Source organism: Nonomuraea sp. NPDC002799, from assembly GCF_053592075.1.
In genome coordinates this window covers 167,040-193,093 of record NZ_JBSFVA010000014.1, presented here as the reverse complement: position 1 = coordinate 193,093, position 26,054 = coordinate 167,040, and the positions used below count along the sequence as shown (strand labels likewise).

Below are 26,054 nucleotides of genomic sequence, written 5' to 3'. Positions count from 1 at the left end.
GGGTGCCAAACGCCTACGACAGTTTGATGCGCACCTCGTCCTCCATCGGCGGGTCGAGCTCCTGCGCCAGGCATCCGGTGGCGGCGAAGCAGCGCAGGGTCAGCTCCCCGGGGGTGACCGAGACGTGCAGGAGCTGCTTGAAGAACGGCGGCGTGTCCCAGTCGGACATCTCCGACAGGAAGCGGTGGAACACCTTCTCCACCGGCAGCCGGAACGGCCACGGCCAGACCCCGAGCAGCCGCGCCGCCCACCGCATCCTGCGGGTGATCTCCACCGGCCCCTCCGGGCTCCTGACCGGCTCGTTCTTGATCCGCTGCGACATGATGCACAGCGCCTCGGACGGCGTCAGGCAGAGCCACTTCATCCGCAGCCGCTTGGCGTAGAGCTGGCTGTAGAACGACAACGAGTCGCCGCGCAGCGGGTAGCACCTGAAGTCGTCCTCGTGCACCTCGGCCACGCCGACCCGGTCGATGGTGTGCGTGGCGTGCATGAACGCGCCGCCGCCGCCCGACACGACGTACTGGATCACCCGGTCGCCCACCTTGACCGGATAACGCTGGTAGTTGTGCACGTCGCCGCCGATGGCCGCGACGTAGTGGTGTGCCGGGTCGCGCACGATGTCGTCGATCGTGCCGCCCTCCTCCAGCTTGGAGGGCTTGTAGGCGTTGCCGGTGTAGATGGGCTTGCCCGTCAGCAGGATCTTCGGCCGGGGGTCGAGCGAGACGCGGCGCAACCACGCGGTCTGCGCCTTGTCGATCACGTTCCTGATGCCGGTGTCCACGCCGACGATGACCAGGCTGTCGCTCTCGATCGCCCAGTACGGCGCCGGCTGCGTCACCTGCTGGGCCGGCTTGCCCCTGAGCGCGCGCGCCTGCGCCAGCTGCGTCTCGTCGATGGTGTCCGGCTTACGCCACAGCAGCCCGCGCAGCCCCCGGTCCGGCTTCGGCTTGAGCGGCGGCGCGTCGCAGAAGACCCGCATGAAGCCGCCGAGCCCGTCATACCAGTCATGGTTGCCGGGGATGGCGTAGATGGGGGCGTCGTAGTCCTTGTACGGACGGAAGAACTTGTCTCCGTACTCGTTCCCCGATCCCGTCGGATAGATGACATCACTGGCGATGACGGCGAACGAGGTGTCCTCGCCCAGTTTCAGCATGGCCGGAACAACGGCGTACTGGGAGGCGTCGCCCTCCCCGGTATCGCCGAGCAGAAGGAAACTGAAATTCCCCCCAAGCGGGGGCTTGATACGAAATTCCGGGTCTATCCCGCGAGCCTCCTGGGTCTCCATCCACCGGGCCCGCACCTCGCCCGAAGGATCACCGAACAGCCCCGCCAAGATCTCGTTACGGGACCGCCAGAGCGTGCGTAAATTGAGCCAGCTGAATCCCCGATCATCGGCCCTGAGCTGGGCGAACGTGCCCGGTTGGGTACAGGACCACCCCGCGCCGTCCTCGGACTCCCGGGACGAATGCTGCTTTCCATACTCGGCCGCGACTTCCACCATGACCACATCTTTACCGTGATCTACTATTCGCGCACCCCGAACGCTCCGTACCGTCAGGGACACAGAAGGTTCGCAATGGTGTAACCTCACCCCCCAAGCAAGCGGTTGGGATCCGCCGAGGGGAGGCTCCCATGAGCCGTAACGGCCCGGACGACGCGACGCGGAAAGGCGCAGCAGGCGTGGAGGGCATCGAGGGACTGCTGGCCTACGCCCAGAGCCGATCACGCTGGGGCGGCGGGGCGCTCACCAGCCTCGGCGAGGCCATCGCGCTGAGCCGGGCGCTGGCCAGGGAGTCCCCGATGGAGCACACGGAGCTGCTGGCCCGCTGCCTGCGCACGACGGCCAAGTTCCTGTTGCGGCGCAGGCAGGGCATGGAGGCGCTGCCGCTGGCGCAGGAGGCGGTGGCGCTCACCCGCTCGATCGGCGGCGCGCCCCTGGCGGTCTCGCTGCACTGCCTCGCCGCCGCGTACGAGGCCCTGCACCGCTACACCGAGGCCGCCGCCACGCTGGCGGAGGCCGCCGAGCTCCCCCCGCCGGACGCCAAACCCCTGGACTAGCCCCGCCCGTGGTGCGGGCCGGCGCCATAGGTCCGCCCCATGGCGCTGAGCGTCCGCCACTGCCGTCCCGGGATCGTGAACGGCTGGGCGGGCAGCGCCTGCAGGCAGACATGGTCGGCGCCGGCCGCCAGGTGGGCGGCGATCCGGTCGGCCACCTGTTCCTCCCCCGTGGCGACCATGGCGTCGACGAGCCGGTCGCTGCCGCCGGCGGCGAAGTCGGCGTCGGTGAAGCCGAGGAGCCGCCAGCTCGCCCGATAGGTGGGGAGAGGCAGATAACCGGCGAGGTGGGCGCGAGCCCGCGATCGGGCGTCGTCCGGGCCCGCGCCGACGACCACGGCCTGCTCGACGATCAGCGTGCGCTCAGGCCCGAGCGCCGCGCGAGCCCGGGCGGTGTGCTCAGGAGGGACGAGGTACGTGATCGCTCCGTCGGCGCCGTCCCTGGCGAGGTCCAGCGCGCGCGGGCCGAGGGCCGCCAGCACGCGGGGCAGCCGGCCGTCGTCCGGCAGGCCGAGGATCGCCCGCAGGCCGTCCGGCGCGTCGAGATCGCCGAGGTAGGCGCGTAGCGTGGCGAGCGGCCGCCGGTAGTCGAGCCCGAGCACGTCCTCGACGACCCGCGGGTTGGACGTGCCCAGGCCGAAGACGAACCGGTCAGGGTAGGCGTCCAGCACCGCCCGCGCCGAGTTGCGCATCCAATGCGCATGGCGCCCGAAGATCACCGCGATACCGGTGCCGACCACCAGCGACCGGGTCGCGGCCAGCAGGCGGGTGGCGTCGACGAACGGGTCGCGGACCAGCCCCTCGCTGAGCCAGAAGGCGCCGAGCCCCAGCTCCTCCAGCTCTGCCGCCAGTTCGGCGCTCTCGCTGGGTGAACTCAGGTCGAACCCGCCGGCCCATAGCCCGATCGCCGGCAGACGTACAGGCAGTGACATGGTGATCGTCCTCACTACTATAATCGGAATGGCGCTCCGAATATATGGAATGCCACTCCATTTAGGCAAGGAGCACCGGCATGGACCACAGCGACCCTCTGCCGCCCGGCGGCGTGCGGGCGGATGCGCGGCGCAGCCGGGCGCGCCTGCTGGCCGCCGCCCGCACCGCGTTCGCCACCAGCGGGGTCGACGTCTCGTTCAATGAGATCGCCCGCAGCGCGGGGGTCGGCCCGGCCACCCTGTACCGGCACTTCCCCCACCGGGAGGACCTGATCGCCGCCGTGGTCGGCGACAGCCTCGACGAAGTGACGGCCCTGGCCGGCGACCTGATCACCGGCCAGGACCCGGTCGCCGCACTGCGGCAGTGGATCAGCGCGCTGGTGGCCCACATCCGCCGGGTCCAGGGGCTGGCCGAAGAGATCGCGCGAGCCGTCGCCGAACCGGACAGCGCACTGGGCCGGCGGTGCACCGCCGCCGTCACCGCGGCCGGCGAGCTGGTGGCCCGGGTGGAGCGAGCCGGCCGCCTGCGGGCGCCCGTCACCCCCGGCACCCTCATCGCGCTGGCCACCGCGATCGCCTGGGCCGGCGACCAGCACGTCTCCGGCCACCCGGACTCCGAGGACCTCATCGGGATCCTGCTGTACGGCCTCGTCGGCTGAGCCACCCGCACCGGCCTGCCCGAGCCGGCCTCCGAGCGGGCGGGCCCGCCACGCCCGGCTCAGCGAGCCGTCACGCCAGCACGCAGCGGGTGCCGGTGTAGATGGTCGGCATGCACTTGTTGCAGTGCACGCACATCGATCGAGTGGCGGGCTCGGCCCGCAGGCGATTGATCAGGTCGGGCTCGCGCAGCAGGGCGCGCGCCATCGCGACGAACTGGAAGCCTTCGGCCATGGCCAGGTCCATGGTCTCGCGCTGGCTGATGCCGCCGAGCAGGATCAGGGGCAACCGCAGGGCGGCGCGGAACCGGCGGGCGCTGTCGAGGAGGTAGGCCTCCTGGTAGGGGTAGGCGCGGATGAAGCGCTCGCCGGCGAGCCTGATGCCCAGACGCGCGGGCTGCTTGAAGGTGGCGGCGAACTCGCGGACGGGGGCGTCGCCGCGGAAGAGATACATGGGATTGAGCAGCGAGCTGCCGGCCGTCAGCTCCAGCGCGTCGACGCTGCCGTCGCGTTCGAGCCACTGGGCGACCTGCAGGCTCTCGTCCAGCCAGAACCCGCCGCGTACGCCGTCGTCCATGTTGAGCTTGGCCAGGATGGCGATGCGGTCACCGACGGCGTCGCGGACGGCGCGGGCGGCGCCGAGGGCGACCTTGGCGCGGTTGGCCAGCGAGCCACCGAAGCCGTCGCGGCGCCGGTTGAGCCTGGGGCTGAGGAACGAGCTGGCCAAGTAGTTGTGGCCGAGGTGGATCTCGACGGCGTCGAACCCCGCCTCGACGGCCAGCCTGGCGGCGGTGGCGTGGGCGGCGATGACGCGTGCGATGTCGTCGGCGGTGGCGCGGCGGGTCAACCGCATCGCCTGGTAATTGAGCGACGTCGAAGGGCCCAGCGCTTGAACGCGGTTGGACCTGCTGTTGGCGACCGGACCGGCGTGCCCGATCTGGGCCGAGGCGGCGGCGCCCTCGGCGTGCACGGCGTCGGTGAGACGGCGCAGGCCGGGCAGGGCGTCGGGGCGCATCCAGATCTGGTGGCGCTGGGTGCGGCCTTCAGGGGCGACGGCACAGTAGGCGACGGTGGTCATCGCCACGCCCCCGGCGGCGTGCGTGCGGTGGAAGGCGATGAGGTCGTCGCCGGCCAGGGCGCCTCTGGCCCTCCCCTCGAAGGTGGCCGCCTTGATGATCCGGTTGCGCAGGGTGAGGGGGCCGAGCTCGGCCTGTTCGAAAACGTCCATGCCGGGGCCTCCCGCTTCTGGGTCTCCCATCAGTCAAACACTGATGGGCCCATGATGGGAGGTGGCTGAGCGGTGGCGGCCGACCGTCTGCCACCCAGGTGGTCGCCGGTCCCGGCACTGGTGCGCGGCGCACCTGAAAAGGGCGGCGATGACCGGTTCCGGCCCCGCCTCGGATCAGGCTTCCGGGACGAGCACGCCGGGGTTGAGTATTCCGGCCGGGTCGAGTCCGGCTTTCACCGCCCGCAGGATCGCCACCCCGACGGGCCCCAGCTCGGCGGCGTAGGCGTCCCGATGGTCGCGCCCCACCCCGTGATGGTGCGAGATCGTGCCGCCCGCCTCGACGATGGCCGCGTTCACCGCCGCCTTGGCGCGATCCCACTGCGCGAGGGGGTCGTCCTCCTGCGGTGTCACGACGGTGAAGTACAGGCTGGCGCCGGTCTCGTACACGTGCGAGACGTGGCACATCACCAGCGGCGAGCCGAGCGCTCCGAGCAGGGCCAGCCGCACCGCGTCGTAGAGGCGCGGCAGGTTCGCCCAGAAGCCGGCCGTCTCCAGGGTCTCCACGGTGGCGCCGGCCGCGAGCAGCGAGTCGCGCAGGTACGGCGCGGAGAACCGGCCGTGCTCCCACGCCTGCCCCGGCCCGTCGCCGAGCGGCTCCCCGCCGCACCGCGCCAGCACCGCCGACGCCGCGTCCCGCCGAACCGCCAGGGAAACGCCGGCGCTTCCCGGATCGGCAGCGCTTCCCGGAACGGTCCCGGAAACACCGGCGCTCCCCCGGCTCGCCACGGGCGCGCCCGCGCCTTCCGGCCCCCCGGCGGCCGGGGTGCCCTCGTAACCGGCGATCAGCAGGCATCCGGAGCCGCCGGAGCCGATCGTGTCCGGGCCGGCCAGACCGATCATGGTCTCGGTCTCGTCGGAGAGCCTCAGCACCGTCGGCAGCGGACCTTCCTGGGCAAGCGCCCGCATCGCCGCCGATCCCTCCGCGAACGACGCGAACCGCCACCCCTCGTACCGGCGCTCGGCAGGCGCCCGCCGCACCCGCAACCGCAGCGACGTGATGACGCCGAAGGCGCCCTCGGAGCCGAGCACGAGCTGCCGCAGATCGGGCCCGGCGGCCGACTTGGGCGCCCGCCCGAGGTCGAGGGTGCCCGACGGCGTGGCCACGGTCAGGCCGACGACCATGTCGTCGAAGCGCCCGTACCCCGCCGACGCCTGCCCGCTGGAGCGCGCCGCCGCGAAGCCGCCGAGCGTGGCGTACTCGAAGGACTGGGGGAAGTGCCCCAGCGTCAGCCCGTGCGCGGCGAGCAGCCGCTCGGCGTCGGGGGCCCGCACCCCCGGCTCGAACTCGGCCACCATCGACCGCGTGTCCACCGACACCAGCCGGTCGAGCCGTCCCAGGTCCAGCGCGACCACCCCGGCGAAGCCCGCGCGGGCGGCGGTGAGCCCGCCGACCACAGAGGTGCCGCCGCCGAACGGCACGACCGCCACCCGCTCCCGCGAGCACAGCCGCAGCAGCTCGGCGACCTCCTCGCAGGAGCCGGGCAGCAGCACCGCGTCCGGCGCGTCGGAGCCGTCTCCCGCGCGCATCCGCAGCAGGTCGGGGGTGGACTTGCCGCGCGTGCGCCGGACGCGCGCCTCGTGGGAGGTCAGCACGTGCGCGGCGCCGACGACCCCGGCCAGCGCGCCGAGCACCGGCTCCGGCAGGGTGACCTCGGGAAGGCGCACCGAGTCGAGCGTGGCGGCGGGGGCGTGCGGCGCGCGTACGCCGAGGAGGTCGCGCAGGAGCCGGTTGATCGGCTCGGGGAGCTCGCGGGCCCGGGCGGGGTCGCCCCAGCCGGACCAGAGCATCGGTTCTCTAGGCACGCTTACACTGTGACATATGACGTCGATTCGTCACAATGAGAGCGTCCTGGACGCCGCCCGCGACTGCGTGCTGGCGTACGGCGTGCGCAGGACGACGCTCACGGACGTGGCGCGCCGGGCCGGGGTGTCCCGGATGACCCTCTACCGCCGCTGGCCCGACGTGCGCACGCTGGTCGCGGACCTGATGACCAGGGAGTGGGTCCGCGTGGTCGCCGGGCTGGACATGTCGGACCCGGTGCGCGCGGTCGTCGCCGGAGTGCGGGGGCTGCGCGCGCACCCGCTGTGGCGGAAGATCGTGGAGGCGGATCCCGAGTTGCTCATGCCGTACCTGCTCGACCGGCGCGGCGCCAGCCACGAGGCCATCCTGGACGTGCTGGAGCGGGCCGTCGGCGATCCGCGCAAGGCCAGGGCGGTGCTGCTGGTGGCGCAGTCGTTCCTGTTGTCGGCGCCCACCATGCTCGACCCCGTGACGCAGGACGAGCTCGACGCGGAGCTCGCCGTCCTCCTGGAGGCCTACCTTGCCCAGTAGCTCACTGAACTCCCGCAGAAGAGCCCGCGAGCTGCGCCAGGTCGCGGAGGAACAGGTGGACGTGCTGGTGGTGGGACTCGGCGCGACGGGGGCCGGCGCCGCCCTGGACGCCGCCTCCCGGGGGCTGAGCGTAGCCGCCATCGACGCGCACGACATGGCGTTCGGGACCTCCAGGTGGAGCTCCAAGCTGATCCACGGCGGCCTGCGCTATCTGGCCAAGGGGCAGGTGGACGTCGCCTACGAGAGCGCGGTCGAGCGCGGGATCCTGCTGCGGACGACCGCTCCGCACCTGGTCGGGGCGCACCCCTACCTCCTGCCGCTGACCACGGACGTCTCGCGGCGGCAGGCGGCGCTGGTCATGGCCGGCTACCGGCTCGGCGACGGGCTGCGCGCCGCCGCCCGCACGCCGCGCCGCCTGCTGCCCGGCCCCGTGCGCCTGAACGCCGCCCGCGCGCACACGCTGGCCCCCGTGCTGGGTCAGGACGGCCTGCGCGGCGCGCTGCTGTCGTGGGACGGCCGCCTGCTCGACGACGCCCGCCTGGTGGTCGCGATCGCCAGGACCGCCGCCGCGCACGGCGCCCGCGTGCTCACCCGCTGCCGTGCCCTGCGGCTCACCGACCACGGCGCGCTGGCCCGCGACGAGCTGACCGGCGAGGAGCTCACCATCCGGGCCAAGGCCGTGATCAACGCGACCGGCGTCTGGGCCGGCACCCTGGACCCCGGCGTGCGGCTCCGGCCCTCCCGGGGCACCCACCTCGTGCTCGCGCCGGGGACGCTCCCCGGGCTGATCGCGGGCATGCATCTGCCGATTCCCGGAGAGACCAACCGGTTCGCGCTCGTACTCCCCCAGAGCGACGGCCGCACGTACGTCGGCCTGACCGACGAGCCGGTGGACGGGCCGGTGCCCGACGTTCCCGAAGCGCCCGAGGAGGACGTGAGAGCCCTGCTGGGGTTGCTCAACGGGATTCTTGAGACTCATGTGACCCCCGAGGCGGTCGCGGGCGCCTACGCGGGCCTCAGGCCCCTTCTGGCGGCGGACGGGCACACGGCCGACCTGTCCCGCAGGCACGCGGTGTTGTCCGAGAGCGGCATCATCACGGTGGTCGGGGGCAAGCTGACGACTTATCGGCGCATGGCCCAGGACGCGGTGGATCGAGCGGTCTCCTCCAGAGACCTCAGGGCCGGCCGCAGCCGTACGCACCGGCTCCCGCTGACCGGCGCCGGTCCCCAGCCGTCCGGAGTGCCCCTCCGGCTGACCGGGCGGTACGGCAGCGAGGCGGCGGCCGTGCACGAGCTCGTCAAGGCGTATCCGGAGGAGGTCGGGCTGGGCATCACCCAGGGCGAGCTGCTCTGGTCGGTCCGGCACGAGGGCGCGCTCGACGCCGGCGACCTGCTGGACAGAAGGACCCGGATCGGTCTTGTCCGGCAGGACAGGGACCGGGCGCTGTCCGCGACACAGGACGTACTTGATCGAATCAGCCGCCTCTGAACGCGCCAATACGTTAGGTTAGTCTTACCTAATAAGTTGGCGAAGGGGGAGATCGGCGTTGGCCAGGGGCTGCGACCACCCGGTCGGATGTCATGCCGGAGAAGTGCCCACGTTGGCCAGCGCCACCGTGGGCGCGCGACTCTGGCTGCTGATCGAATACACCGGCGCGTGGCCGTCCCGCATGGAAAGCTCCGAACTCCCTCAAAAAATCTCAGAACTCGTACGCCGAGCGCTGGAACGCGGTATCAGGCCCCAGCTGATCCGCCGCCCCGGAAAGCGGACCCGCCCGCAGGAGCAGGGCATCCACGTGCTATTGGCCTACGCCGAGGGCGACCACCCATGGCTGGCCGGCGGTGTCGTCGCAGGTCCTGACGATCTTGACCTGGACGCGTTCACGGCCGGAGTGGTCCCGGAGTCCTGCATACTTGAACACGAGCCGGTATTTCTGGTCTGCACGCACGCCAAGCGCAATGTGTGCTGCGCCCGCATTGGACTACCTCTCGCTCGGTCGCTGGCTGATTTCTTGCCCGACAGAGTGTGGGAAACGTCACACGTTGGCGGCGATCGTTACGCCGCCAACCTCGTGTGCTTGCCACACGGAATTTTCTACGGCAGCATGTCTCAGGCTGCTGCACTGGCAGCGGCTAACGCGTACCGGTCGGGCGAGGTCATTCTCGACCGCTACCGGGGACGCGCAGGCATCCCTGAGCCATTGCAGGCCGTCGAGCATTTCGCCCGAGCACATACGGGAGAGTGCTCCGTCGGCGCAGTGGCCGTGGAGACCTCCAGGTCGGACGGCGACGTCACCGTGGCAATCGTGCGGGTCAACGCGCGGGGCCAAGGCGACGTCCGGTTCCAGGTTGTGGTTGAGCCATCGGCGTTCACAGCGCCGTGTGGTACGGCTTGCGCCGAGACGATCACCACCTACCGGCTGGTTTCGCTGGACAGGCTCGCGCCTGTGCGGTACGCCACGCCCGCCCTCGCCTGATCAGGGGAACATCACGGCCCGGCCATGCGTTGGAACAGTGATGCCAAAAGCGTCCAATGCGGCTCAAATCCCGAAATACCTCTCACGAAGGTGGTTTTCTCATGTCTCAGGTACGTCGGCAGCTCGCCCGCCCGCGCCCCAGCTGGGGTTGGCAGGATGATGCCGCGTGCCGGGGTGAGGACCTCGTGCTCTTCTTCGGCCCCGATGGGGAGCGGCAGCCCGAGCGTGACGTGCGTGAGCGGAAGGCCAAGGCGATCTGCGCCCAGTGCCCTGTCCGCAACGAGTGCCTTGACTACGCGCTGTCCCGGCCGGAGAAGTACGGCACGTGGGGCGGTCTCAACGAAGACGAGCGCGCTTCCGAGCGTCGCCGTCGTATGCGCCGCGCGGCCAGCGCCGGCATCACCGCCGCCTGACACACCCGGCAGCAACACCATCGTCCGTGTGATCACGCAGTTGTCCCGATGAACCGGGGTCTGGCCATCCACGCCCAGGCCCTGGCGAACCCGGTCGTGGCAACTGCCTGATCAAACGCCTCACTCCGCACCCGCGGAACACGGGACCACCCAGCCGCCACCAGGCTGGGTGGTCTTCCGGGTTTCAAGGCCGCCTCGACGCCGCTCCAAGGCCGTCTCAAGACGACGCGGGCGAAGGCGCGCGTACCGGACATCCGGCCGCAACCGGCCGTCGCCGTCCGTTAGGAATGCCGTCATGTGGCCGCCCTAGGGTGCCGCCATGACACGCCCCGCCATCCTGACCTGCGCGGCCGTGGCCGCCGTCACCCTGGCCACCGCCACCCCCGCCATCGCCGCGCCTGCCCCCGCCACCCCTGCCGTCGCCGCCCCCGGCTTCGGGCAGGCCACGCTGACCGGGTTCGCGTCGCTGCCCGCCCAGACGTACGTCCCCGGCAGCGAGCCGTCCGGGTCGCTGCTGGGCACCGCTCCCGTCAACGGACTCACCCCGCCGTTCCCGGGCCAGCCCGTCCAGGGCTTCAGCGGCATCGTCCGCCGCCACGACGGCACCTTCGACGTCCTGTCCGACAACGGCTTCGGCAACAAGGCCAACAGCGCGGACTTCCTGCTGCGCGTGCACCGGATCAAGCCGGACTTCGACGGCAAGGCCGTCGACGTGCGCGGCGGCTTCAACCTGACCGACCCGCGCGGCCTGGTGCCGTTCGCCCTCACGCGTCAGGACCGAACCCTCACCGGCGCCGACTTCGACGTCGAGTCGATCGTGCGCGCGGTGGACGGCACGTACTGGATCGGCGACGAGTTCGGCCCGTACCTGCTCCACTTCGACCAGAAGGGTCGCCTGACGCAAGCCCCGATCGAGCTGCCCGGCGTCAAGGCGCCCGAGAACCCCACCCTGAACGGCGGGCAGCCCAACCTCGCGAGCAGCAAGGGATTCGAGGGCATGGCCAGGTCCGTGGACGGCCGCCGCCTCTATCCGCTGCTGGAGGGCACGGTGAGCGGCGACCCGGCGGGGACGCTGCGGATGCACGAGTTCGACCTGCGCAAGGGGGCCTACACCGGCCGGCGCTGGACGTACCGGCTGGACGACCCCGCGCACTCCATCGGCGACGCGATCGCGGTCGACGCCGACCGCTTCCTGATCATCGAGCGGGACAACCTGCAGGGCGACGCCGCCAAGGTCAAGCGCGTCTACCTGGCCGACCTGCGCGACAGGGACCGCGACGGCGCGGTGGACAAGACCCTGGTGGCCGACCTGCTCGACCTCGCCGACCCGCGCGGCCTGGGCGGGACGCCGGGCACGTTCAGGTTCCCGTTCCAGACGATCGAGGACGTCGTCATCCTGAACGACCGCACGCTCGGCCTCCTCGACGACAACAACTTCCCCTTCGCCAGCGGGCGCACGCCCGGCAAGCCGGACGACAACGAGTTCATCACCGTACGGCTGACGCGCGGCCTCAAGGCCGACCCCCGCGTCTACCTGTAGGGACACCGCAAGGGCGGGCCGATGAACCGGCCGGTAAGGTGCCTGCCATGTCATCCCGACGATCGCCCGTAACCGCCGACGACCTCGACGAGGTCGTGCGGCTGGCCGTCACCGGCCTCTCCGGAGCCTCCCCGGAGGCTTGGGAGGGGAAGGCCGGCTCACTGGAGTGGACCTGCTGGGAGACCGTCGAGCATCTCAGCGACGACCTGTTCGCCTACGCCGTCCAGCTCGGCCTCAGAACGCCGCCGCTCGACGTCTACGTCCCCTTCACCCTGGACAGCCGCCGGCCCGGCGGGCCGAGGAACACCGTGCACGCCGACCGCGCGGCGGGTCCCGCCGGGCTGATGCAGGTGCTGGAGACCAGCGGCGCGCTGCTGGTCTCGATGGTGCGCACGACGCCGCCCGAGGCCAGGGGGCACCACACCTTCGGCGCGTCGGATCCGGAGGGCTTCGCCGCGATGGGCCTCGTGGAGACGCTGGTCCATGTGCACGACGTGGCGGCGGGCCTGGGCCGGGACTGGTCGCCGCCCGCCGGCGTCTGCGCCCGCGTGCTGGCGCGCCTGTTCCCCGACGCGCCGCTCACCTCGGAGCCCTGGACGACCCTGCTGTGGGCCACCGGCCGCGCCGACCTTCCCGGCCATCCCCGGGTGTCCAAGTGGCGCTGGTACGGGGCTCCCCTGTCCGAGTCGTGACCGGAACCCTCACCGGGCCAGACCGTAACCCGGTGAGGGGCCGCGCTCAGACGATGAAGTCGTCGAACTCGCCGTCCTTGGCCCCGAGGACGAACGCGGTGATCTCCGCCTGGGTGTAGACCAGCGCCGGCCCCTCGGGGAACCGCGAGTTGCGCATGGCGATCTCGCCGGTGGGCAGGCTCGCGACTTCGACGCAGTTGCCGTTCGGGTTGCTCCGCTTGCTTTTGCGCCAGGCGACGGGAAGGCGGCCGGCGGGCGTTCCGTTCCGGAACTCATGCATGGGGGCGGCTCCTCGCGATCTTACGGATGCACGTGCATCCGCGTTTGCGAGGAGACAATACGGCAGCGCGCCGATCGCCATATACCGGACGACCAAAAATCACCGGTATGGAGTGGATCACAGGAGAATCCGCAGCTCATCGGGAAATGAGACGTTCCAGGAAGCGCCTGGTCGCTTTCGGCTCCTCCGCCTGGATGCTGAGCCGGTCCATGACCTCCATGTAATGGTCGGAATCTGCTGGTTTATCCAGATAGAGAGCGCTGGTGAGCTGTTCCATGTAGACCACGTCGGGCAGCTCGCGCTCCGGGAAGCGCAGGATGCTGAACGGCCCGCCGGCCGCCGCGTGACCACCCCGGTCGAACGGCATGATCTGCACGGTGATGTTGCGCTCTGCGGTGATGTCCAGCAGGTGCGCGATCTGCCCGCGCATCGTCTCGGGACCGCCCAGCATGCGGCGCACCACGGCCTCGTCGATCACCGCCCAGACCGTCAGCCCGCTCTCCAGCCGCTTCTGCCGGGTGGTGCGCAGCGTCACGCGCCGGTCCAGCTCGGACTTGGCGGCCTTCTCGTGGGCCAGCTCGATGACGGCCCTGGCGTACTCGGGGGTCTGCAGCAGGCCGGGGACGAACTGGTTCTCGTAGGTACGCATGCTGGAGGCGGCGCCTTCCAGGCCGATGTAGACCTCGAACCAGGAGGGCAGCAGATCGCCGTACTTGTGCCACCAGCCGGGTGCGTTGGCCTGCTTGGCCAGGGCGAGCAGCGGCTCGCGCTCAGCGGGGTCGGTGACGCCGTAAAGGGTCAGCAGATCCGCCACGTCGCGCTGCTTGAAGCTCACCTGGCCGAGCTCCAGCCGGCTGATCTTGGCGTGAGATGCGCGAATCGAGTACCCGGCGTCCTCTCGGGAGATACCCTTGTCCGAACGGAGCCTGCGCAGTTGGGTCCCCAGCAGGATCCGCAACACCGTGGGGCTTCCCGGCGAATACCGGAAAAGCTTCCCCTCCGCGCTTTCTGCGCTCACCGCACCGCTCCTAGATCATCTGCACGTGCAGATGCGATCAGCATCCGTAAACGACCAAAAGTCTTGCATTGGTAAGCACTCCCCGTAAAGATGGGCATTGGATCACCAGACCGCGCTTCGGGGGCCAGAATGACGACTTTCGACGCCCGGCCGCAAGCCGCTATCGGTTGTCGGCCGCCAGGATGGCTTTTTTCCATTCTGGCCGACGGCCATGCCGGCGAGTGCGACGCGATGTTCCCCTTCCATCAGCGCACCGCCCTGGAGCCCGCCTGCGTGGCGACGGCCAGGAAGTTCGTCGACCAGACGCTCACCTCGTGGGGCGTGGTCGAGCGGACCTTCGACACCCAGCTCGTGGTCTCCGAGCTGGTGACCAACGCGATGCGGCACGGCGGCGGCGCGGAGCAGCTCCGGCTGCTCACCCACCGGACCGAGCTGGCCTGCGTGGTCACCGATCACAACGCGACCGCGCCGGTGGCGGCGGCGCCTGACGTCTACTCGGAGTTCGGGCGCGGGCTGCGGCTGGTGGACGCGCTCTGCACGGCCTGGGGATGGTTGTCCCCCGGCGGCGCCCGCAAGATCGTCTGGGCCATCCTCGCGGGCTGATCATCCGCCCGGTCACCGTCTCCCGAGCAGTTCGAGCACGTCGTCGTCGCTGAGCTGGTCGAAGCGCACATACCACTGCCCCACGGCCCTGAAGTCGAGGGGCGTCATCAGCACCACCACCTCGTCGGCCTCCGCCTCCAGCGACCGTACCGTTTCGAGCGCCCCGACCGGCACCGCCAGCGTCACCCTGGCGGGCCCCGCCGTCGCGACCGCCCGGAGCGCCGCCCGCGCGGTGCCGCCGGTGGCCAGGCCGTCGTCGACCACGATCACCTCGCGGCCCCCGAGTGCGGGCAGCGGGTGGTCGCCCCGGTAGACGCGCACCCTGCGGGCCAGCTCGTCGCGTTCCTGCTCCACGACGTCGGCGACGGACTCGGGCGTCATGTCCAGCCGGCGCAGCAGCTGCAGGTCGAAGACCGGCTCCCCGCCCTCGGCTATCGCGCCGACACCCAGCTCGGGCGCCGGCGGATAGCCGATCTTCCTGGTCACCAGCACGTCGAGCGGAACGCCGAGGCGGCGCGCGATGGGCACCGCCACCGCCACACCGCCCCGGGGCAGTGCCAGCACCACGGGGTCGCGCACGTCCTGCAGCCGCTCGGCGAGCAGCGCCCCCGCCTCGGCCCGGTCTGCGAAGAGCTCCATGACCTCTGCCTACCCGCGCACACACGCTCCTCGCCACCATGGCCCCGCCATTCCCTGGTCAAGAGGCGGGGCCACGATCGCCACGGCGCCCCGTCAGGGGCGGCTGCGGCCGGAGCGGCGCATCTCCTTGTGAATGATCTTCCACTTGTTCTGCTGCTCCTTGCGCAGCCGCGCGTCGGTCCTGGAGGCCATCCAGGCCGCCTCCCGCTGCAGCTTGCGCCAGCTCTGCAGCCGCCGCTCCGGCAGCTCACCGCTCTCCAGGGCGGCCACCACCGCGCAACCGGGCTCGCTGGTGTGCCCGCAGTCGCCGAACCGGCACCGCTCGGCCAGCGTCTCGATGTCGGAGAAGACCAGGTCCACCCCGTCGCCGATGTCGTAGAGCCCGATCCTGCGGATGCCCGGGGTGTCGATGACGAGCCCGCCCTCGGGCAGCAGGATGAGCTCCCGGTGCACGGTGGTGTGCCGGCCGCGCCCGTCGGCGGCGCGCACCTGCTGGGTCTCCATGACCGGGTCGCCGGCCAGGGCGTTGACCAGGGTGGACTTGCCCGCTCCCGACGGGCCGAGGATGACGGCCGTACGGGAGCCCGACAGGTAGCCGGCGGCCAGCTCGACCCCGTCGCCCTGCAGCGAGGAGACGGCGTGCACCGCCACGCCCGGCGCGGCGACGCGGACGTCGGCGAGCAGGTCGTCGAGGCCGTCGTCGAACAGGTCGGACTTGGTGAGGAGCACGACGGGCGTGCCGCCGGACTCCCAGGCCAGCGCGACGAGCCGCTCGATCCGGCCGAGGTCGGCGAAGTCGGTGGAGTGCATGGACGGCTCGGCCACGAAGACGACGTCGACGTTGGCGGCGAGCACCTGCCCCTGGCCGTCGCCGGACAGGCCGCCGACCGAGTCGCGGCTCACGCCGCCTCGGACGAAGGCGCTGGTCCTGGGCAGGACCTCGTCGAGCTCGTAGCGGCCCTCGGGCAGGAGCCTGAGGGCGACCCAGTCGCCGACGCACGGCAGCGACACGGGATCGGCGGCGGACGCCCGGCGGACGCGGGCGGCGTACTTGACGTGATGCTGGCCGTCCGCCGCGAGCACTTCGGCGGCGCCGCGATCGACGCGGGCCACGCGGGCGGGGACGGTGTCAGCGGGCAGCTCGGAGGTACGGAGATCGGTCCAGCCGAGCAGCGAAAGATGGTGAGACAACGCGGTGCAACCTTTGATTCGAGAAGGAACGGGCAGCTCAGACGAGCACCCGGAGGTGAAGGGACGGCAGGCTGAACAGGACGACCCGCATAGTCCTCACCTCCTCGAATCGGTTACCGATGCGACTTTACGCACCCTGTCGCCGGCGATGCAATCACATTTCATTGCGCGATCTGTTGAACCGTGCCAGGGCGGCGGGCCGTACCACCTCCCGACGGACCCGAGAAAGGGGAATGATGCGAGTCGGCACCTATCCCCCGCCCTCGGCCGAGGGAGCCGCCCCGATGGGCAAGCCGCGCTTACGGCACTGGATCCGGCGTGTGCGTCCGGACGACGAGGTCGTCGTGTCCGCGCTCTACCGGGAGTACCACAGGCCGCTGCTGGCCTTCGTGATACGGCTGACAGCAGGCGATCGGCAATGGGCGGAAGACGTAGTGCAGGAAACCATGATTCGCGCCTGGCGCAGCTCGGAACAGCTCGACCCCGACTCGGTCTCGCTGATGCCCTGGCTCGCCACGGTCGCCAGACGTATCGTGATCGATGACCGGCGGCGCCGGGACGCCCGCCCCCAGGAGTCGGGCGACGGACCGCTGGAGAGCATGCCCGTGCCGGACGAGATGGAGGGACTGCTGCACCAGGTGGTCGTGTCAGAGGCGCTGAAGGCGTTATCGCCGGCACACCGCGAGATCCTCAACGAGACGATCTTGCGGGACCGGTCGGTCAACGACGCCGCCGAGGCGCTCGGCATCCCGGTGGGCACCGTGAAGTCCCGGGTCTACTACGCGGTTCGCGCGCTGCGCATCGCGCTGGAGGAGAGGGGGGTGACGGCATGACCTCGAGAGTCGAGCATACGGATGTGGGCGCCTACGCGCTCGGCCTGCTGGAGGAGGACGACAGGGAGGCCTTCGAGACCCACCTCCTCCGCTGTCCCGACTGCCGCTTCGAGCTGGCCGACCTGGCCGGCGTGGCCAGCGCGCTGCACGGGATCGGCCCCGTGGAGGACGCCGACCCCCCTTCCCCTGACCCTGTGATCGATCTGCTGCGGCACAAGAAGGCGACCGACCGGCGGGCGCGCCGGGGCACGTTCGTCATCGGGCTGGCGGCCGCGGTCACGCTGGTGGCCGGCGGGCTGACGATCGGCACGCAGCTCACGGCGGGCAGCGCGCCGCCGGTCGCACAGGGTCACGATCATCACATGGGCCCCGCCGAGCAGTTCTACGCCGACGGCACGCCCATCGACGGCAAGGGCGTGGACGGGGTGACCGGCGGCCTGGTCGTGGAGTCGAAGGGGTGGGGCACGCACGCGGCGCTCAAGCTGGCCGGCGTCAAGGGGCCGCTGGAGTGCGAGCTGATCTCCGTCGCCAAGTCGGGCGAGCGCCGGGTGATGACCGGATGGTCCGTACCTCCAGCCGGGTACGGAGTGCCGGGATCGCCTGACCCGCTCTACATGCACGGCGGCAGCGCCACCCCGATGAAGGAGATCGAGCGTTTCGAGGTCGTCACCTCGACCGGCAAGAAGCTGCTCACCATCCAGGCCTGACCTTCAGCCCTGCCGAGCCCTCCCACCGCTGGTGGGAGGGCTTTTTTTGCCGCTAATCGGCTTTGTGTAGTTTTACGGGTTGATCCGGTTGAACCTCTCCGGACTCCGGCGCGTACTGCCTGCCGTACCGACCGGAATATCCAGCCTTTTAAGAGGTTTCATCATGTCTATCCGAAAGATCATGGTTCCTGGTGTTTTGCTGTCTGCCGCCCTGTTCGCCGTTCCCGCTCCGGCGCAGGCCGCCGGTGACGAGGTCTATCTCGCCGCCGGGCTGCGCGGTGCGAACGAGGTGGGCGCCGCGGGTGACGCCGACGGGCGTTCGACGGTCGTGCTCAGGATCAGCGGGGACGAGGTCACGTTCGCGGCCCGGTGGAACAAGATCGGCGCGCCTGCCGCCGGTCACGTGCACGCGGGCGCCAAGGGCACGAACGGCGACGTCAAGCTCGACCTCTTCACCAAGGCGCTGCCCAAGACCGTGCTCGGCGTCACCGGCACCGTCAAGGCCGGCCCCGAGCTGGTCACGGCGCTCCTCGCCGACCCCGGCGGCTTCTACGCCAACCTGCACGACGCGCGGCATCCCGAGGGCGCGGTACGCGGGCAGTTCCACCGGCTGAGCAGGCCGGTCGACCTGGGCGGGGTGCTGCACGGCAGCAACCAGGCCACGCTCTCCTCGCGGGCCGGGGGCGCCCAGGAGGTTCAGGAGAACGACGGCAAGAAGCGCGGCGACCAGGACGGGCAGGCCCTGTGGTGGCTGCGTCCGAACGGCTCGTCCATCGCCTGGACCGCCTCCTGGTCGGGGCTCGGCCCGGTGACCGACGGCCACCTGCACCAGGGCGTGGCGGGCAGGAACGGGCCGGTCGTCGCGGGCCTGTTCACCGGCGCCCTGCCGGCGAACGTGACCGGCGTCGCCGGGGAGACGCCGGTGGCCGGCAAGGTCGTCAAGCGCATCGCCGCCGATCCCGGCCGCTACTACACGAACCTGCACACGGCCGACTTCGCCGGCGGCGCCGTACGCGGCCGGCTCTCCGATGAGCCGTTCACCCACCCGCGCGCGCTCACGGCCGACGTGCTGAGCGGCGCGCAGATCTACTCCTGCACCCAGCAGCCCGCGGGCGGCCACGCCTTCACCCAGCTCGGCGTGACGGCGACGTTGCGGCGCGGCATCGACCACTCGTTCGTGACGCCGGGCTCGGGCCCGCCGCAGTGGATCGCCCCGGACGGGAGCGCGGTGCGCGGCGCGGTCGTCACCAGGACGCCGAACGGCGCGGGCAACATCCCCGAGCTGCTGCTCGACGCCACCCAGGCGGGTGCGGCCACCGGGCTGCTCGCGCACACCACGCAGATCCTGCGCCTGAACACCACCGGCGGCGTCGCCCCGGCCGGCGCGTGCACTCCCGGCTCCGAGGTCAAGGTCCCTTACGGAGCGGACTACCTCTACCTGGGCTGAGGCCGACCGGGGGACGACTCGGTCCCGTCCCCCGGAAGGCCGTCCGCGGTCGATCCCGGCCCAGTCCCCCGGGCCGCCGATCGACCACCGCGACGGGGTGCTCCGGTCATCCCGTTCGCGACGAACGCCCCGCCGCACACGGAGCCCGTGCGGCGGGGCGTTCTCGCGCGCCCTCTCAAGCCGGTCTACAGGCCCTTTTACAGGCCGGTCTACAGGCCGGTCTACAGGCCGGTTTACAGGCCGGGAGCCGGGAACTGCGCGGTGAGCTCGCTGACCTCGTGGTGAACGCGGGTGATGACGTCCTCGGCGTCGCCCTTGGCCAGGGCGGTGACGACCTCGTCCATCCAGGCGCCGATCTGCCGCATCTCCGCCTCGCCCATGCCGCGCGAGGTGACGGACGGCGTGCCGATCCGGATGCCCGACGGGTCGAACGGCTTGCGCGTGTCGAACGGCACCGTGTTGTAGTTGGTCTCCAGCCCGGCCCGGTCGAGCGCCTGGGCGGCCGGCTTGCCGCCGATGCCCTTGGGCGTGAGGTCGAGCAGGATCAGGTGGTTGTCGGTGCCGCCGGAGACCAGGTCGAACCCGCGCGCGGACAGCTCCTCGGCCAGGGCCTTGGCGTTGGCGACGATCTGGTGGGCGTAGTCGCGGAACGACGGCTGGGCGGCCTCGTGCAGGGCGACCGCGATGGCGGCCGTGGTGTGGTTGTGCGGGCCGCCCTGCAGGCCGGGGAAGACGGCCTTGTTGAGCGCCTTGGCGTGCTCGTCGGAGGTGGCCATGAGCATGGCGCCGCGCGGGCCGCGCAGCGTCTTGTGCGTGGTCGTGGAGATCACGTCGGCGTGGCCGACCGGGGACGGATGCGCGCCGCCGGCGACGAGGCCCGCGATGTGCGCGATGTCGGCCGCGAGAACGGCGCCGACCTCGCGGGCGATCGAGGCGAAGCCCTCGAAGTCGATCGTGCGCGGGATCGCGGTGCCGCCGCAGAAGATCAGCTTCGGCCGGTGCTCCAGCGCGAGCTTGCGGACCTCGTCGAGGTCGATGCGGCCGGTGTCCTGACGCACGCCGTAGCGCACCGAGTTGAACCACTTGCCGGTGGCCGAGACCGACCAGCCGTGGGTCAGGTGGCCGCCGAACGGCAGGCCCATGCCCATCACGGTGTCGCCGGGCTCCAGGAAGGCCAGGTAGATGGCGAGGTTGGCGGGCGAGCCGGAGTAGGGCTGGACGTTGGCGTGGTTGACGCCGAACAGGGACTTGGCCCGCTCGATGGCCACGGTCTCGACCTGGTCGATGACCTGCTGGCCCTCGTAGTAACGCTTGCCCGCGTAGCCCTCGGAGTATTTGTTCGTCAGGACGGTGCCCGTGGCCTCCAGCACGGCCTTGGACACGTAGTTCTCGGATGCGATCAGCTTGACGGTGTCGGCCTGGCGACGCTCTTCAGCCTTGATGAGCTCGGCGATCTGCGGGTCGACGCTAGCGAGAGAACCCATGACTCTCCAGTCATCGTGGACGATCTGCGAAGACCCAGGCGCACGGCCTCCGCTCCTTTCGCTCCCCGGTGGTCGATCCCACCCAATGCGCCAGTCGCGACTCGCTACAGACGATAGCGGATCCAGCACGCGCTCATGGCTCGGCGACCTGTTCCCCCAGGCAGCGCACCTACTGAAGAAAGCCCTGGTCAACGGCCTTTTTCGAGGCTTGGGGGCGGTGCAGAACCGGCCGTCCGGGAGGGCGGAGCGCTATTTGGTCCGGCTCTCGCCCGGCCAGAGCCGGTCCACTTCGGCGTTGAGGATGGCGCCGATCAGCACGGCCAGCGCGGTGATGTAGAGCCACAACAACAGCGCGATGGGCGCGGCGAGTGAGCCGTACACGGAGACGGGCGAGAACCAGGCGGCCAGCACCGCCCGCAACACCGCCGCGCAGACGATCCACAGGAACAGCGCCAGGATCGCGCCCGGCAGCTCGCGGTACCACTTGGTGCGCACCGGCACGCTCACGTGGTAGAGCACGGTCAGGAACAACACGGAGCCGATGATCACCACCGGCCAGTAGAGCAGGTCGATCATGACGCCGTACTCGCCCGGCAGCGCGTCCTTGAGCAGCGTCGGCCCGATGACCAGGATCGGCATGACGATGATGCCGATGATCAGGCCCATGATGTAGAGGCCGAAGGACATGAGCCTGGTGCGGATGATGCCGCGCTCCTCGCCGAGCCCGTAGGCCACGGAGATGAGGTCGACGTAGACGTAGAGGGCGCGGGAGCCGGACCAGAGCGACAGCAGGAAGCCCAGCGAGATGATCGAGACCTTGCCCGCGTCGTCGCTGAGCACGTCGGTGATGAGCGGGTTGATCACCTTCTTCACCGCGTCGTCGGTGAACAGGAGACCCGCCTGCTCGATCACCCACGTCTTGACCTGTGTGACCACGGTCGGGCCGAGCCAGGTGCCGAGCTTGCCCAGCACGCCGATCAGCCCGAGCACGAACGGCGGCAGCGACAGCAGCGCGAAGAACGCCGCCTCGCCGGCCAGCCCGGTCACCCGGTAGGTGATCCCGGCGTTGGTGGAGGCGCGCACGATCGCCCACGCGTGGGTGTCGAGCACCCAGTTGAGCCTGGCCCGGGCGTGGGAAACCGGCCCTCGCTTGCGCCGGGTAGGCGCGTCGGTGGACGTCATGGGCACCCAACGGTATTCGCAGTGACTCTTCGGGACAGCTTACGTCCCAGCCACTGCCCTAGTCGTTGTCGACGATGCGCGCGCCCAGCGGGAGGAGGGAGACGGGGATCAGTTTGACGTTGGCGACGCCCAGCGGAATGCCGATGATCGACAGGAACAGCGGGATCGAGGTCACCACGTGCCCGACGGCCAGCCAGACGCCCGCGACCACGAACCAGATGATGTTGCCCAGGAGCGAGAACACCCCCGCGTCCGGGTCGCGCACGACGGTCCTGCCGAACGGCCACAACGCGTAGGCGGCGATCCTGAACGAGGCGATGCCGAACGGGATGGTGACGATGAGGATGCAGCAGATCACGCCCGCCAGAGCGTATCCGAGTGCCAGCCAGATCCCGGCGAACACCAGCCAGATGACGTTCAAGATTGTGCGCATGCTCACAGCATGTCACCGGCGGTGCCGTCCGCGTCATCCGGAGAGACCCTGATCTTCCCCTGGCCTCGGGGCCCGGCCGCTCCCAGGGGGCCCGGCGAACGCCTGCGCGATGGGCAGCCACGCCCGCGCGGGCTCCCCCGCGATCTCCAGGGCGGTGTCGGCCAGGTGGATCCGCTGGGTGACGACCAGGCAGAAGTCGAGGATCGGCCCGCGCACCACGCCGGCCGCGCCGGGCGGCCCCGCGGTCCAGGCGGAGCCGTCGGGCATGGTCAGCTCCGCGCGCACCGGCTCGGCGGGCGCGGGCAGCCCGCGTACGGCGAAGCTGTACGGCCTGGCCCTGAATCCGATCGACGCCACGTGCCGCAGCCGGGCCGTCGGCCTCCTGACGACGCCGAGCGCGTCGGCCACGTCCTGCCCGTGCGCCCAGGTCTCCATCAGCCGCGCGGTGACGAAAGAGGCGGCCGACATCGCCGGTCCGAACCACGGCACCCGATCACGGGGCCCGAGGGTGACGAACGCCTCGGTCATGCGGGCCCGCGCCGTGCGGAACCAGTCGCGCAGCTCGCCCGGGGTCATCCCGCGCGCCTCCCGCGCGACGTCGTCGACCGACTGGAACTCCGTGAGCGAGGCGGCGTGACCGGCCCCGTCGGTGACCGCCCGGACGGCAGCATCGTCGAACCAGGCCAGATGGCTCACCTGGTCGCGGATTGCCCAGCCCGCGGCGGGCGTGGGCAACTCCCAGTCCGCCTCCCTCAGGGGCGCGAGCAGGGCCTCGAAGGACGCGGTCTCGGCCCGCAGGTCGTCGAGCAACTCGGCCATGAGCTCCACGCGGGCCAGCCTAACCCGAACAACGTTCTAGGAGAATAATACGAGCGTGATCTGCGAAAGCTGCAAGGACAAACGTCACGAGGACTGCCGTGGCGGCTCCTGGTGCGACTGCCAGCACCAGGTCGAGGACAAGCCTGACGAATCGGAGCTCGGCTGGCCCCGGCAGGGCTGAGCAAGTCCACACTCTGGACCCCGTCTTGGACATACGGGACGGTCGGAGTATCTTCGAGGTATGCCAGCGGACCCCATGCTCGTCGGTCGACGCCACGTCGATCTTCAGCGTGTCCGCAGTGCCATCTGTTGCGACGCCCGCTAACACCCCTGTTTTCCGCCGCAGAGCGCGTCGCAATCCTCCTCACCACCCCTGCCCTCGATGACGAGGCGGAGGAATCGTGCGCGCGCCCCTGAACCGAAGGACGCGCAATGAGTACCCCTGCCAGCCGCACACCTGCCAGCCGGCACCACAAACGCCCGCGCGGTGAGGGCCAGTGGGCTCTCGGGTATCGGGAGCCGCTCAACAAGAACGAAGAGAACAAGAAGAACGACGACGGCCTCAACGTCCGCCAGCGCATCATCGACATCTACGCCAAGCAGGGCTTCGACTCCATCGACCCTGCCGACCTGCGGGGCCGGATGCGCTGGTACGGCCTCTACACCCAGCGCAAGCCCGGGATCGACGGCGGCAAGACCGCGATCCTGGAGCCGGAGGAGCTCGACGACAGCTACTTCATGCTGCGCGTGCGCATCGACGGCGGGCAGCTCGACCTGGCGCAGCTCCGCGTGATCGCCGACATCTCCAACGAGTACGGCCGCGGCACCGCCGACCTGACCGACCGCCAGAACATCCAGCTCCACTGGATCGAGATCGAGTCGGTGCCGGACATCTGGCAGCGCCTGGAGGCCGTCGGCCTGTCGACCACGGAGGCGTGCGGTGACACCCCGCGCGTCATCCTGGGCTGCCCGCTGGCGGGGATCGACTCCGACGAGGTGTTCGACGCGACCGCGCAGATCCAGGAGATCAACGAGCGGTTCATCGGCAACCCGGAGTTCTCCAACCTGCCGCGCAAGTTCAAGTCGGCGCTGAGCGGCTGCCCGGCGCACTGCACGGTGCACGAGATCAACGACGTGGCGTTCGTCGGTGTGGTCAACGAGCAGGGTGAGCTCGGCTACGACCTGTGGGTCGGCGGCGGCCTGTCCACCAACCCGATGCTGGGCAAGCGGCTGGGCGTGTTCGTCAGCCCCGAGCGGGCCGCCGACGTCTACGGCGGCGTCATCGGGATCTTCCGCGACTACGGCTACCGCCGGCTGCGGCACCGCGCCCGGATCAAGTTCCTGGTCAACGACTGGGGGCCGGAGAAGTTCCGCGAGATCCTGGAGACCGAATACCTCAAGGAGCCGCTGCCCGACGGACCGGCGCCCGAGCTGCCCCGCGGCAGCCGCCGCGACCACGTCGGCGTCTTCCCGCAGAAGGACGGCAACTTCTACGTCGGCTTCGCGCCCAAGGTGGGCCGGCTCGACGGCGACAAGCTGCACATGATCGCCGACATCGCCGAGCGGCACGGCTCCGGCCGGGTCCGCACGACGGTCGAGCAGAAGATGGTCGTCCTCGACGTCGCGCCCGACCGGGTCGACTCGCTCGTGGCGGAGCTGGAGGCCAATGACCTGCAGGTCCGGCCGTCCACGTTCCGCCGCCAGACGATGGCCTGCACCGGCATCGAATACTGCAAGCTGGCCATCGTCGAGACGAAGGCCGCCGCCGCCGACCTGATCGACGAGCTGGAGCGGCGCCTGCCGTCGTTCGAGCAGCCGCTCACCATCAACGTCAACGGCTGCCCCAACTCCTGCGCCCGCATCCAGGTCGCCGACATCGGCCTCAAGGGCCAGCTCGTCGTCGACGAGAACGGCGACCAGGTCGAGGGCTACCAGATCCACCTGGGCGGCTCCCTGGGCGTCAACCCGGGCTTCGGGCGCAAGGTCCGCGGCCTCAAGACCACCGCCAAGGCACTGCCCGACTACGTGAGCCGGGTCGTGACCAACTACGACGCCCAGAAGAAGGAAGGCGAGGCGTTCGCCGACTGGGTGCAGCGAGCGGACGAGGCGGACCTGAAATGACCACGCGAGCGGTCCCGTTCCACTGCCCGTACTGCGGCGACGAGGACCTGGAGCCCTACGAGGGAGACGGCGGCTGGTACTGCCGCTCCTGCGCTCGCGCCTTCAAGCTGAAGTTCCTGGGAATCGGAGTGAAGATATGACGCTCGTCGACATCGAAGTCGGATTAAGGCAGCAACGCGGCACCCTCGACCTGCAGGGCATCGTCGAGTCCGCCGCGACCTTCCTTGAGGGCGCCCCCGCCCGCGAGATCATCCGCTGGGCGGCGGCCACCTTCGGCGACCGGTTGTGCCTGACGTCCTCCATGAGCGACGCCCTCCTCATCGACCTGGTGAGCCGGGTGAAACCCGGCGTGGACGTGTTGTTCATCGACACCGGCTACCACTTCGCCGAGACGATCGGCACGCGGGACGCGGTGCGGCAGGTCTATGACGTCAACGTGATCGACATCAAGTCGTCGCGGACGGTCGAGGAGCAGGATCGCGACCTCGGCCCCCGCCTGTTCGGCCGCAACCCGGATCTGTGCTGCTACCTGCGCAAGGTGGAGCCGCTGAACCGGGCGCTGGAGCCGTACCTGGCGTGGGTGTCCGGCATCCGCCGCGACGAGTCGTCCAGCCGGACCGGCACCAGGGTCGTCGAGTGGGACGCCAAGCGGCAGATGGTCAAGGTCAACCCGATCGCGGCCTGGACGCAGGAGGACGTCGACAACTACATCTCCGACAACGGGGTGCTCATCAACCCGTTGCACTATGACAACTACCCCTCGATCGGCTGCGCGCCGTGCACGCGGCAGGTCGCCGAGGGGGAGGATCCGCGCAGCGGGCGCTGGGCGGGCCTGGGGAAGGTCGAATGCGGCATTCACCTGTGATCCCCAGCGGGGGACCCGTTCCGTTGGCAGGCGGGACGGCCCCCGGC

General features: G+C 70.6%; 29 protein-coding genes and 1 riboswitch. Of the genes, 17 read left to right on the top strand and 12 right to left on the bottom strand.

Annotated features, from left to right (window positions below; genetic code table 11):
• Positions 1-13: 13 nt before the first annotated feature.
• Positions 14-1,285, bottom strand: a complete 1,272-nt coding sequence (locus ACWD0F_RS25665; protein ID WP_449879503.1) for a metallophosphoesterase family protein — start codon at positions 1,283-1,285, stop codon at positions 14-16.
• A gap of 347 nt (positions 1,286-1,632) precedes the next feature.
• Between ACWD0F_RS25665 and ACWD0F_RS25660 the strand changes: the two genes are divergently transcribed.
• The gene (locus tag ACWD0F_RS25660; RefSeq protein WP_449879501.1) at positions 1,633-2,058 is read left to right on the top strand and encodes a hypothetical protein; all 426 of its coding nucleotides are present in this window, start codon (positions 1,633-1,635) and stop codon (positions 2,056-2,058) included.
• Here the strand turns inward: ACWD0F_RS25660 and ACWD0F_RS25655 are convergent.
• Positions 2,055-2,987, bottom strand: a complete 933-nt coding sequence (locus tag ACWD0F_RS25655) for a TIGR03620 family F420-dependent LLM class oxidoreductase (protein WP_449879499.1) — start codon at positions 2,985-2,987, stop codon at positions 2,055-2,057. The two genes, ACWD0F_RS25660 and ACWD0F_RS25655, sit on opposite strands and share 4 nt — an antisense overlap.
• A gap of 80 nt (positions 2,988-3,067) precedes the next feature.
• On the opposite strand from ACWD0F_RS25655, the gene ACWD0F_RS25650 reads away from it, so the two are divergent.
• Positions 3,068-3,646, top strand: a complete 579-nt coding sequence (locus ACWD0F_RS25650) for a TetR/AcrR family transcriptional regulator (protein ID WP_449879497.1) — start codon at positions 3,068-3,070, stop codon at positions 3,644-3,646.
• Positions 3,647-3,716: 70 nt separating this feature from the next.
• Here ACWD0F_RS25650 and ACWD0F_RS25645 read toward each other — a convergent pair whose 3' ends face one another.
• On the bottom strand, positions 3,717-4,871 hold the full coding sequence (locus tag ACWD0F_RS25645) for an NADH:flavin oxidoreductase (protein ID WP_449879495.1): 1,155 nt from the start codon (positions 4,869-4,871) through the stop codon (positions 3,717-3,719).
• Between the two features lie 174 nt (positions 4,872-5,045).
• A complete protein-coding gene (locus ACWD0F_RS25640; protein WP_449879600.1) occupies positions 5,046-6,719 on the bottom strand; it encodes an FAD-binding oxidoreductase in 1,674 nt (557 codons plus the stop codon).
• A 31-nt stretch (positions 6,720-6,750) separates the two neighbouring features.
• Between ACWD0F_RS25640 and ACWD0F_RS25635 the strand changes: the two genes are divergently transcribed.
• From ACWD0F_RS25635 to ACWD0F_RS25610, 6 genes are all read left to right on the top strand, one after another.
• Positions 6,751-7,263, top strand: a complete 513-nt coding sequence (locus ACWD0F_RS25635; RefSeq protein WP_449879493.1) for a TetR/AcrR family transcriptional regulator — start codon at positions 6,751-6,753, stop codon at positions 7,261-7,263.
• Positions 7,253-8,752 (top strand): glycerol-3-phosphate dehydrogenase/oxidase, encoded by a 1,500-nt coding sequence (locus tag ACWD0F_RS25630; protein ID WP_449879491.1) that lies wholly within the window; start codon positions 7,253-7,255, stop codon positions 8,750-8,752. The genes ACWD0F_RS25635 and ACWD0F_RS25630 overlap by 11 nt, the downstream gene beginning before the upstream one ends.
• A 103-nt stretch (positions 8,753-8,855) precedes the next feature.
• A complete protein-coding gene (locus tag ACWD0F_RS25625) occupies positions 8,856-9,740 on the top strand; it encodes a sucrase ferredoxin (protein WP_449879489.1) in 885 nt (294 codons plus the stop codon).
• A gap of 101 nt (positions 9,741-9,841) precedes the next feature.
• Positions 9,842-10,153, top strand: a complete 312-nt coding sequence (locus ACWD0F_RS25620) for a WhiB family transcriptional regulator (protein WP_379518652.1) — start codon at positions 9,842-9,844, stop codon at positions 10,151-10,153.
• Between the two features lie 319 nt (positions 10,154-10,472).
• Positions 10,473-11,693 (top strand): esterase-like activity of phytase family protein, encoded by a 1,221-nt coding sequence (locus ACWD0F_RS25615; protein ID WP_449879486.1) that lies wholly within the window; start codon positions 10,473-10,475, stop codon positions 11,691-11,693.
• A 47-nt stretch (positions 11,694-11,740) separates the two neighbouring features.
• The gene (locus tag ACWD0F_RS25610; RefSeq protein WP_449879484.1) at positions 11,741-12,385 is read left to right on the top strand and encodes a hypothetical protein; all 645 of its coding nucleotides are present in this window, start codon (positions 11,741-11,743) and stop codon (positions 12,383-12,385) included.
• Between the two features lie 46 nt (positions 12,386-12,431).
• On the opposite strand, the gene ACWD0F_RS25605 is transcribed toward ACWD0F_RS25610, so the two are convergent.
• Positions 12,432-12,665 carry a DUF397 domain-containing protein gene (locus ACWD0F_RS25605; RefSeq protein ID WP_449879482.1) on the bottom strand — a complete coding sequence of 78 codons (234 nt, stop codon included), beginning with the start codon at positions 12,663-12,665 and terminating at the stop codon, positions 12,432-12,434.
• Positions 12,666-12,801: 136 nt separating this feature from the next.
• The gene (locus ACWD0F_RS25600) at positions 12,802-13,683 is read right to left on the bottom strand and encodes a helix-turn-helix domain-containing protein (RefSeq protein WP_449879480.1); all 882 of its coding nucleotides are present in this window, start codon (positions 13,681-13,683) and stop codon (positions 12,802-12,804) included.
• A gap of 231 nt (positions 13,684-13,914) precedes the next feature.
• Between ACWD0F_RS25600 and ACWD0F_RS25595 the strand changes: the two genes are divergently transcribed.
• Entirely contained in the window at positions 13,915-14,286 is a 372-nt protein-coding gene (locus tag ACWD0F_RS25595; protein WP_449879478.1) for an ATP-binding protein, read from the top strand.
• 12 nt (positions 14,287-14,298) lie between these two features.
• Here the strand turns inward: ACWD0F_RS25595 and ACWD0F_RS25590 are convergent, their stop codons facing one another.
• On the bottom strand, positions 14,299-14,925 hold the full coding sequence (locus ACWD0F_RS25590) for a phosphoribosyltransferase (RefSeq protein WP_449879476.1): 627 nt from the start codon (positions 14,923-14,925) through the stop codon (positions 14,299-14,301).
• Between the two features lie 93 nt (positions 14,926-15,018).
• On the bottom strand, positions 15,019-16,116 hold the full coding sequence (rsgA, locus tag ACWD0F_RS25585; RefSeq protein WP_449879474.1) for a ribosome small subunit-dependent GTPase A: 1,098 nt from the start codon (positions 16,114-16,116) through the stop codon (positions 15,019-15,021).
• 284 nt (positions 16,117-16,400) lie between these two features.
• Here rsgA and ACWD0F_RS25580 point away from each other — a divergent pair, with 284 nt between their 5' ends.
• The 3 genes from ACWD0F_RS25580 (at position 16,401) to ACWD0F_RS25570 (ending at position 19,103) form a co-directional block, all read left to right on the top strand.
• Positions 16,401-16,949 (top strand): sigma-70 family RNA polymerase sigma factor, encoded by a 549-nt coding sequence (locus ACWD0F_RS25580; protein WP_449879472.1) that lies wholly within the window; start codon positions 16,401-16,403, stop codon positions 16,947-16,949.
• Positions 16,946-17,656 carry an anti-sigma factor family protein gene (locus ACWD0F_RS25575; protein WP_449879470.1) on the top strand — a complete coding sequence of 237 codons (711 nt, stop codon included), beginning with the start codon at positions 16,946-16,948 and terminating at the stop codon, positions 17,654-17,656. The genes ACWD0F_RS25580 and ACWD0F_RS25575 overlap by 4 nt, the downstream gene beginning before the upstream one ends.
• Before the next feature lie 181 nt (positions 17,657-17,837).
• A complete protein-coding gene (locus ACWD0F_RS25570) occupies positions 17,838-19,103 on the top strand; it encodes a CHRD domain-containing protein (protein WP_449879468.1) in 1,266 nt (421 codons plus the stop codon).
• 233 nt (positions 19,104-19,336) lie between these two features.
• Here the strand turns inward: ACWD0F_RS25570 and glyA are convergent, their stop codons facing one another.
• The 4 genes from glyA to ACWD0F_RS25550 all read right to left on the bottom strand — a co-directional run bounded on the left by glyA (position 19,337) and on the right by ACWD0F_RS25550 (position 23,021).
• Positions 19,337-20,587, bottom strand: a complete 1,251-nt coding sequence (gene glyA, locus ACWD0F_RS25565; RefSeq protein ID WP_449879466.1) for a serine hydroxymethyltransferase — start codon at positions 20,585-20,587, stop codon at positions 19,337-19,339.
• Positions 20,588-20,612: 25 nt separating this feature from the next.
• Positions 20,613-20,695: riboswitch (ZMP/ZTP riboswitch) on the bottom strand.
• A gap of 141 nt (positions 20,696-20,836) precedes the next feature.
• Positions 20,837-21,769 carry a YihY/virulence factor BrkB family protein gene (locus tag ACWD0F_RS25560; protein ID WP_449879464.1) on the bottom strand — a complete coding sequence of 311 codons (933 nt, stop codon included), beginning with the start codon at positions 21,767-21,769 and terminating at the stop codon, positions 20,837-20,839.
• A 58-nt stretch (positions 21,770-21,827) separates the two neighbouring features.
• On the bottom strand, positions 21,828-22,202 hold the full coding sequence (locus tag ACWD0F_RS25555) for a YccF domain-containing protein (RefSeq protein WP_449879462.1): 375 nt from the start codon (positions 22,200-22,202) through the stop codon (positions 21,828-21,830).
• Between the two features lie 33 nt (positions 22,203-22,235).
• Positions 22,236-23,021: a TIGR03084 family metal-binding protein gene (locus ACWD0F_RS25550; protein WP_449879598.1), complete on the bottom strand. Its 786-nt coding sequence runs from the start codon at positions 23,019-23,021 to the stop codon at positions 22,236-22,238.
• Positions 23,022-23,076: 55 nt separating this feature from the next.
• Between ACWD0F_RS25550 and ACWD0F_RS25545 the strand changes: the two genes are divergently transcribed.
• The 5 genes from ACWD0F_RS25545 (at position 23,077) to ACWD0F_RS25525 (ending at position 26,007) form a co-directional block, all read left to right on the top strand.
• Entirely contained in the window at positions 23,077-23,202 is a 126-nt protein-coding gene (locus ACWD0F_RS25545) for a hypothetical protein (RefSeq protein ID WP_449879460.1), read from the top strand.
• Between the two features lie 60 nt (positions 23,203-23,262).
• Positions 23,263-23,346: a putative leader peptide gene (locus tag ACWD0F_RS25540; protein WP_311132608.1), complete on the top strand. Its 84-nt coding sequence runs from the start codon at positions 23,263-23,265 to the stop codon at positions 23,344-23,346.
• A gap of 107 nt (positions 23,347-23,453) precedes the next feature.
• Positions 23,454-25,142: a nitrite/sulfite reductase gene (locus tag ACWD0F_RS25535; RefSeq protein ID WP_449879458.1), complete on the top strand. Its 1,689-nt coding sequence runs from the start codon at positions 23,454-23,456 to the stop codon at positions 25,140-25,142.
• The gene (locus tag ACWD0F_RS25530; protein ID WP_449879456.1) at positions 25,139-25,282 is read left to right on the top strand and encodes an Insertion element protein; all 144 of its coding nucleotides are present in this window, start codon (positions 25,139-25,141) and stop codon (positions 25,280-25,282) included. The genes ACWD0F_RS25535 and ACWD0F_RS25530 overlap by 4 nt, the downstream gene beginning before the upstream one ends.
• A complete protein-coding gene (locus tag ACWD0F_RS25525) occupies positions 25,279-26,007 on the top strand; it encodes a phosphoadenylyl-sulfate reductase (protein ID WP_449879455.1) in 729 nt (242 codons plus the stop codon). The genes ACWD0F_RS25530 and ACWD0F_RS25525 overlap by 4 nt, the downstream gene beginning before the upstream one ends.
• The last annotated feature ends 47 nt before the right edge of the window (positions 26,008-26,054 follow it).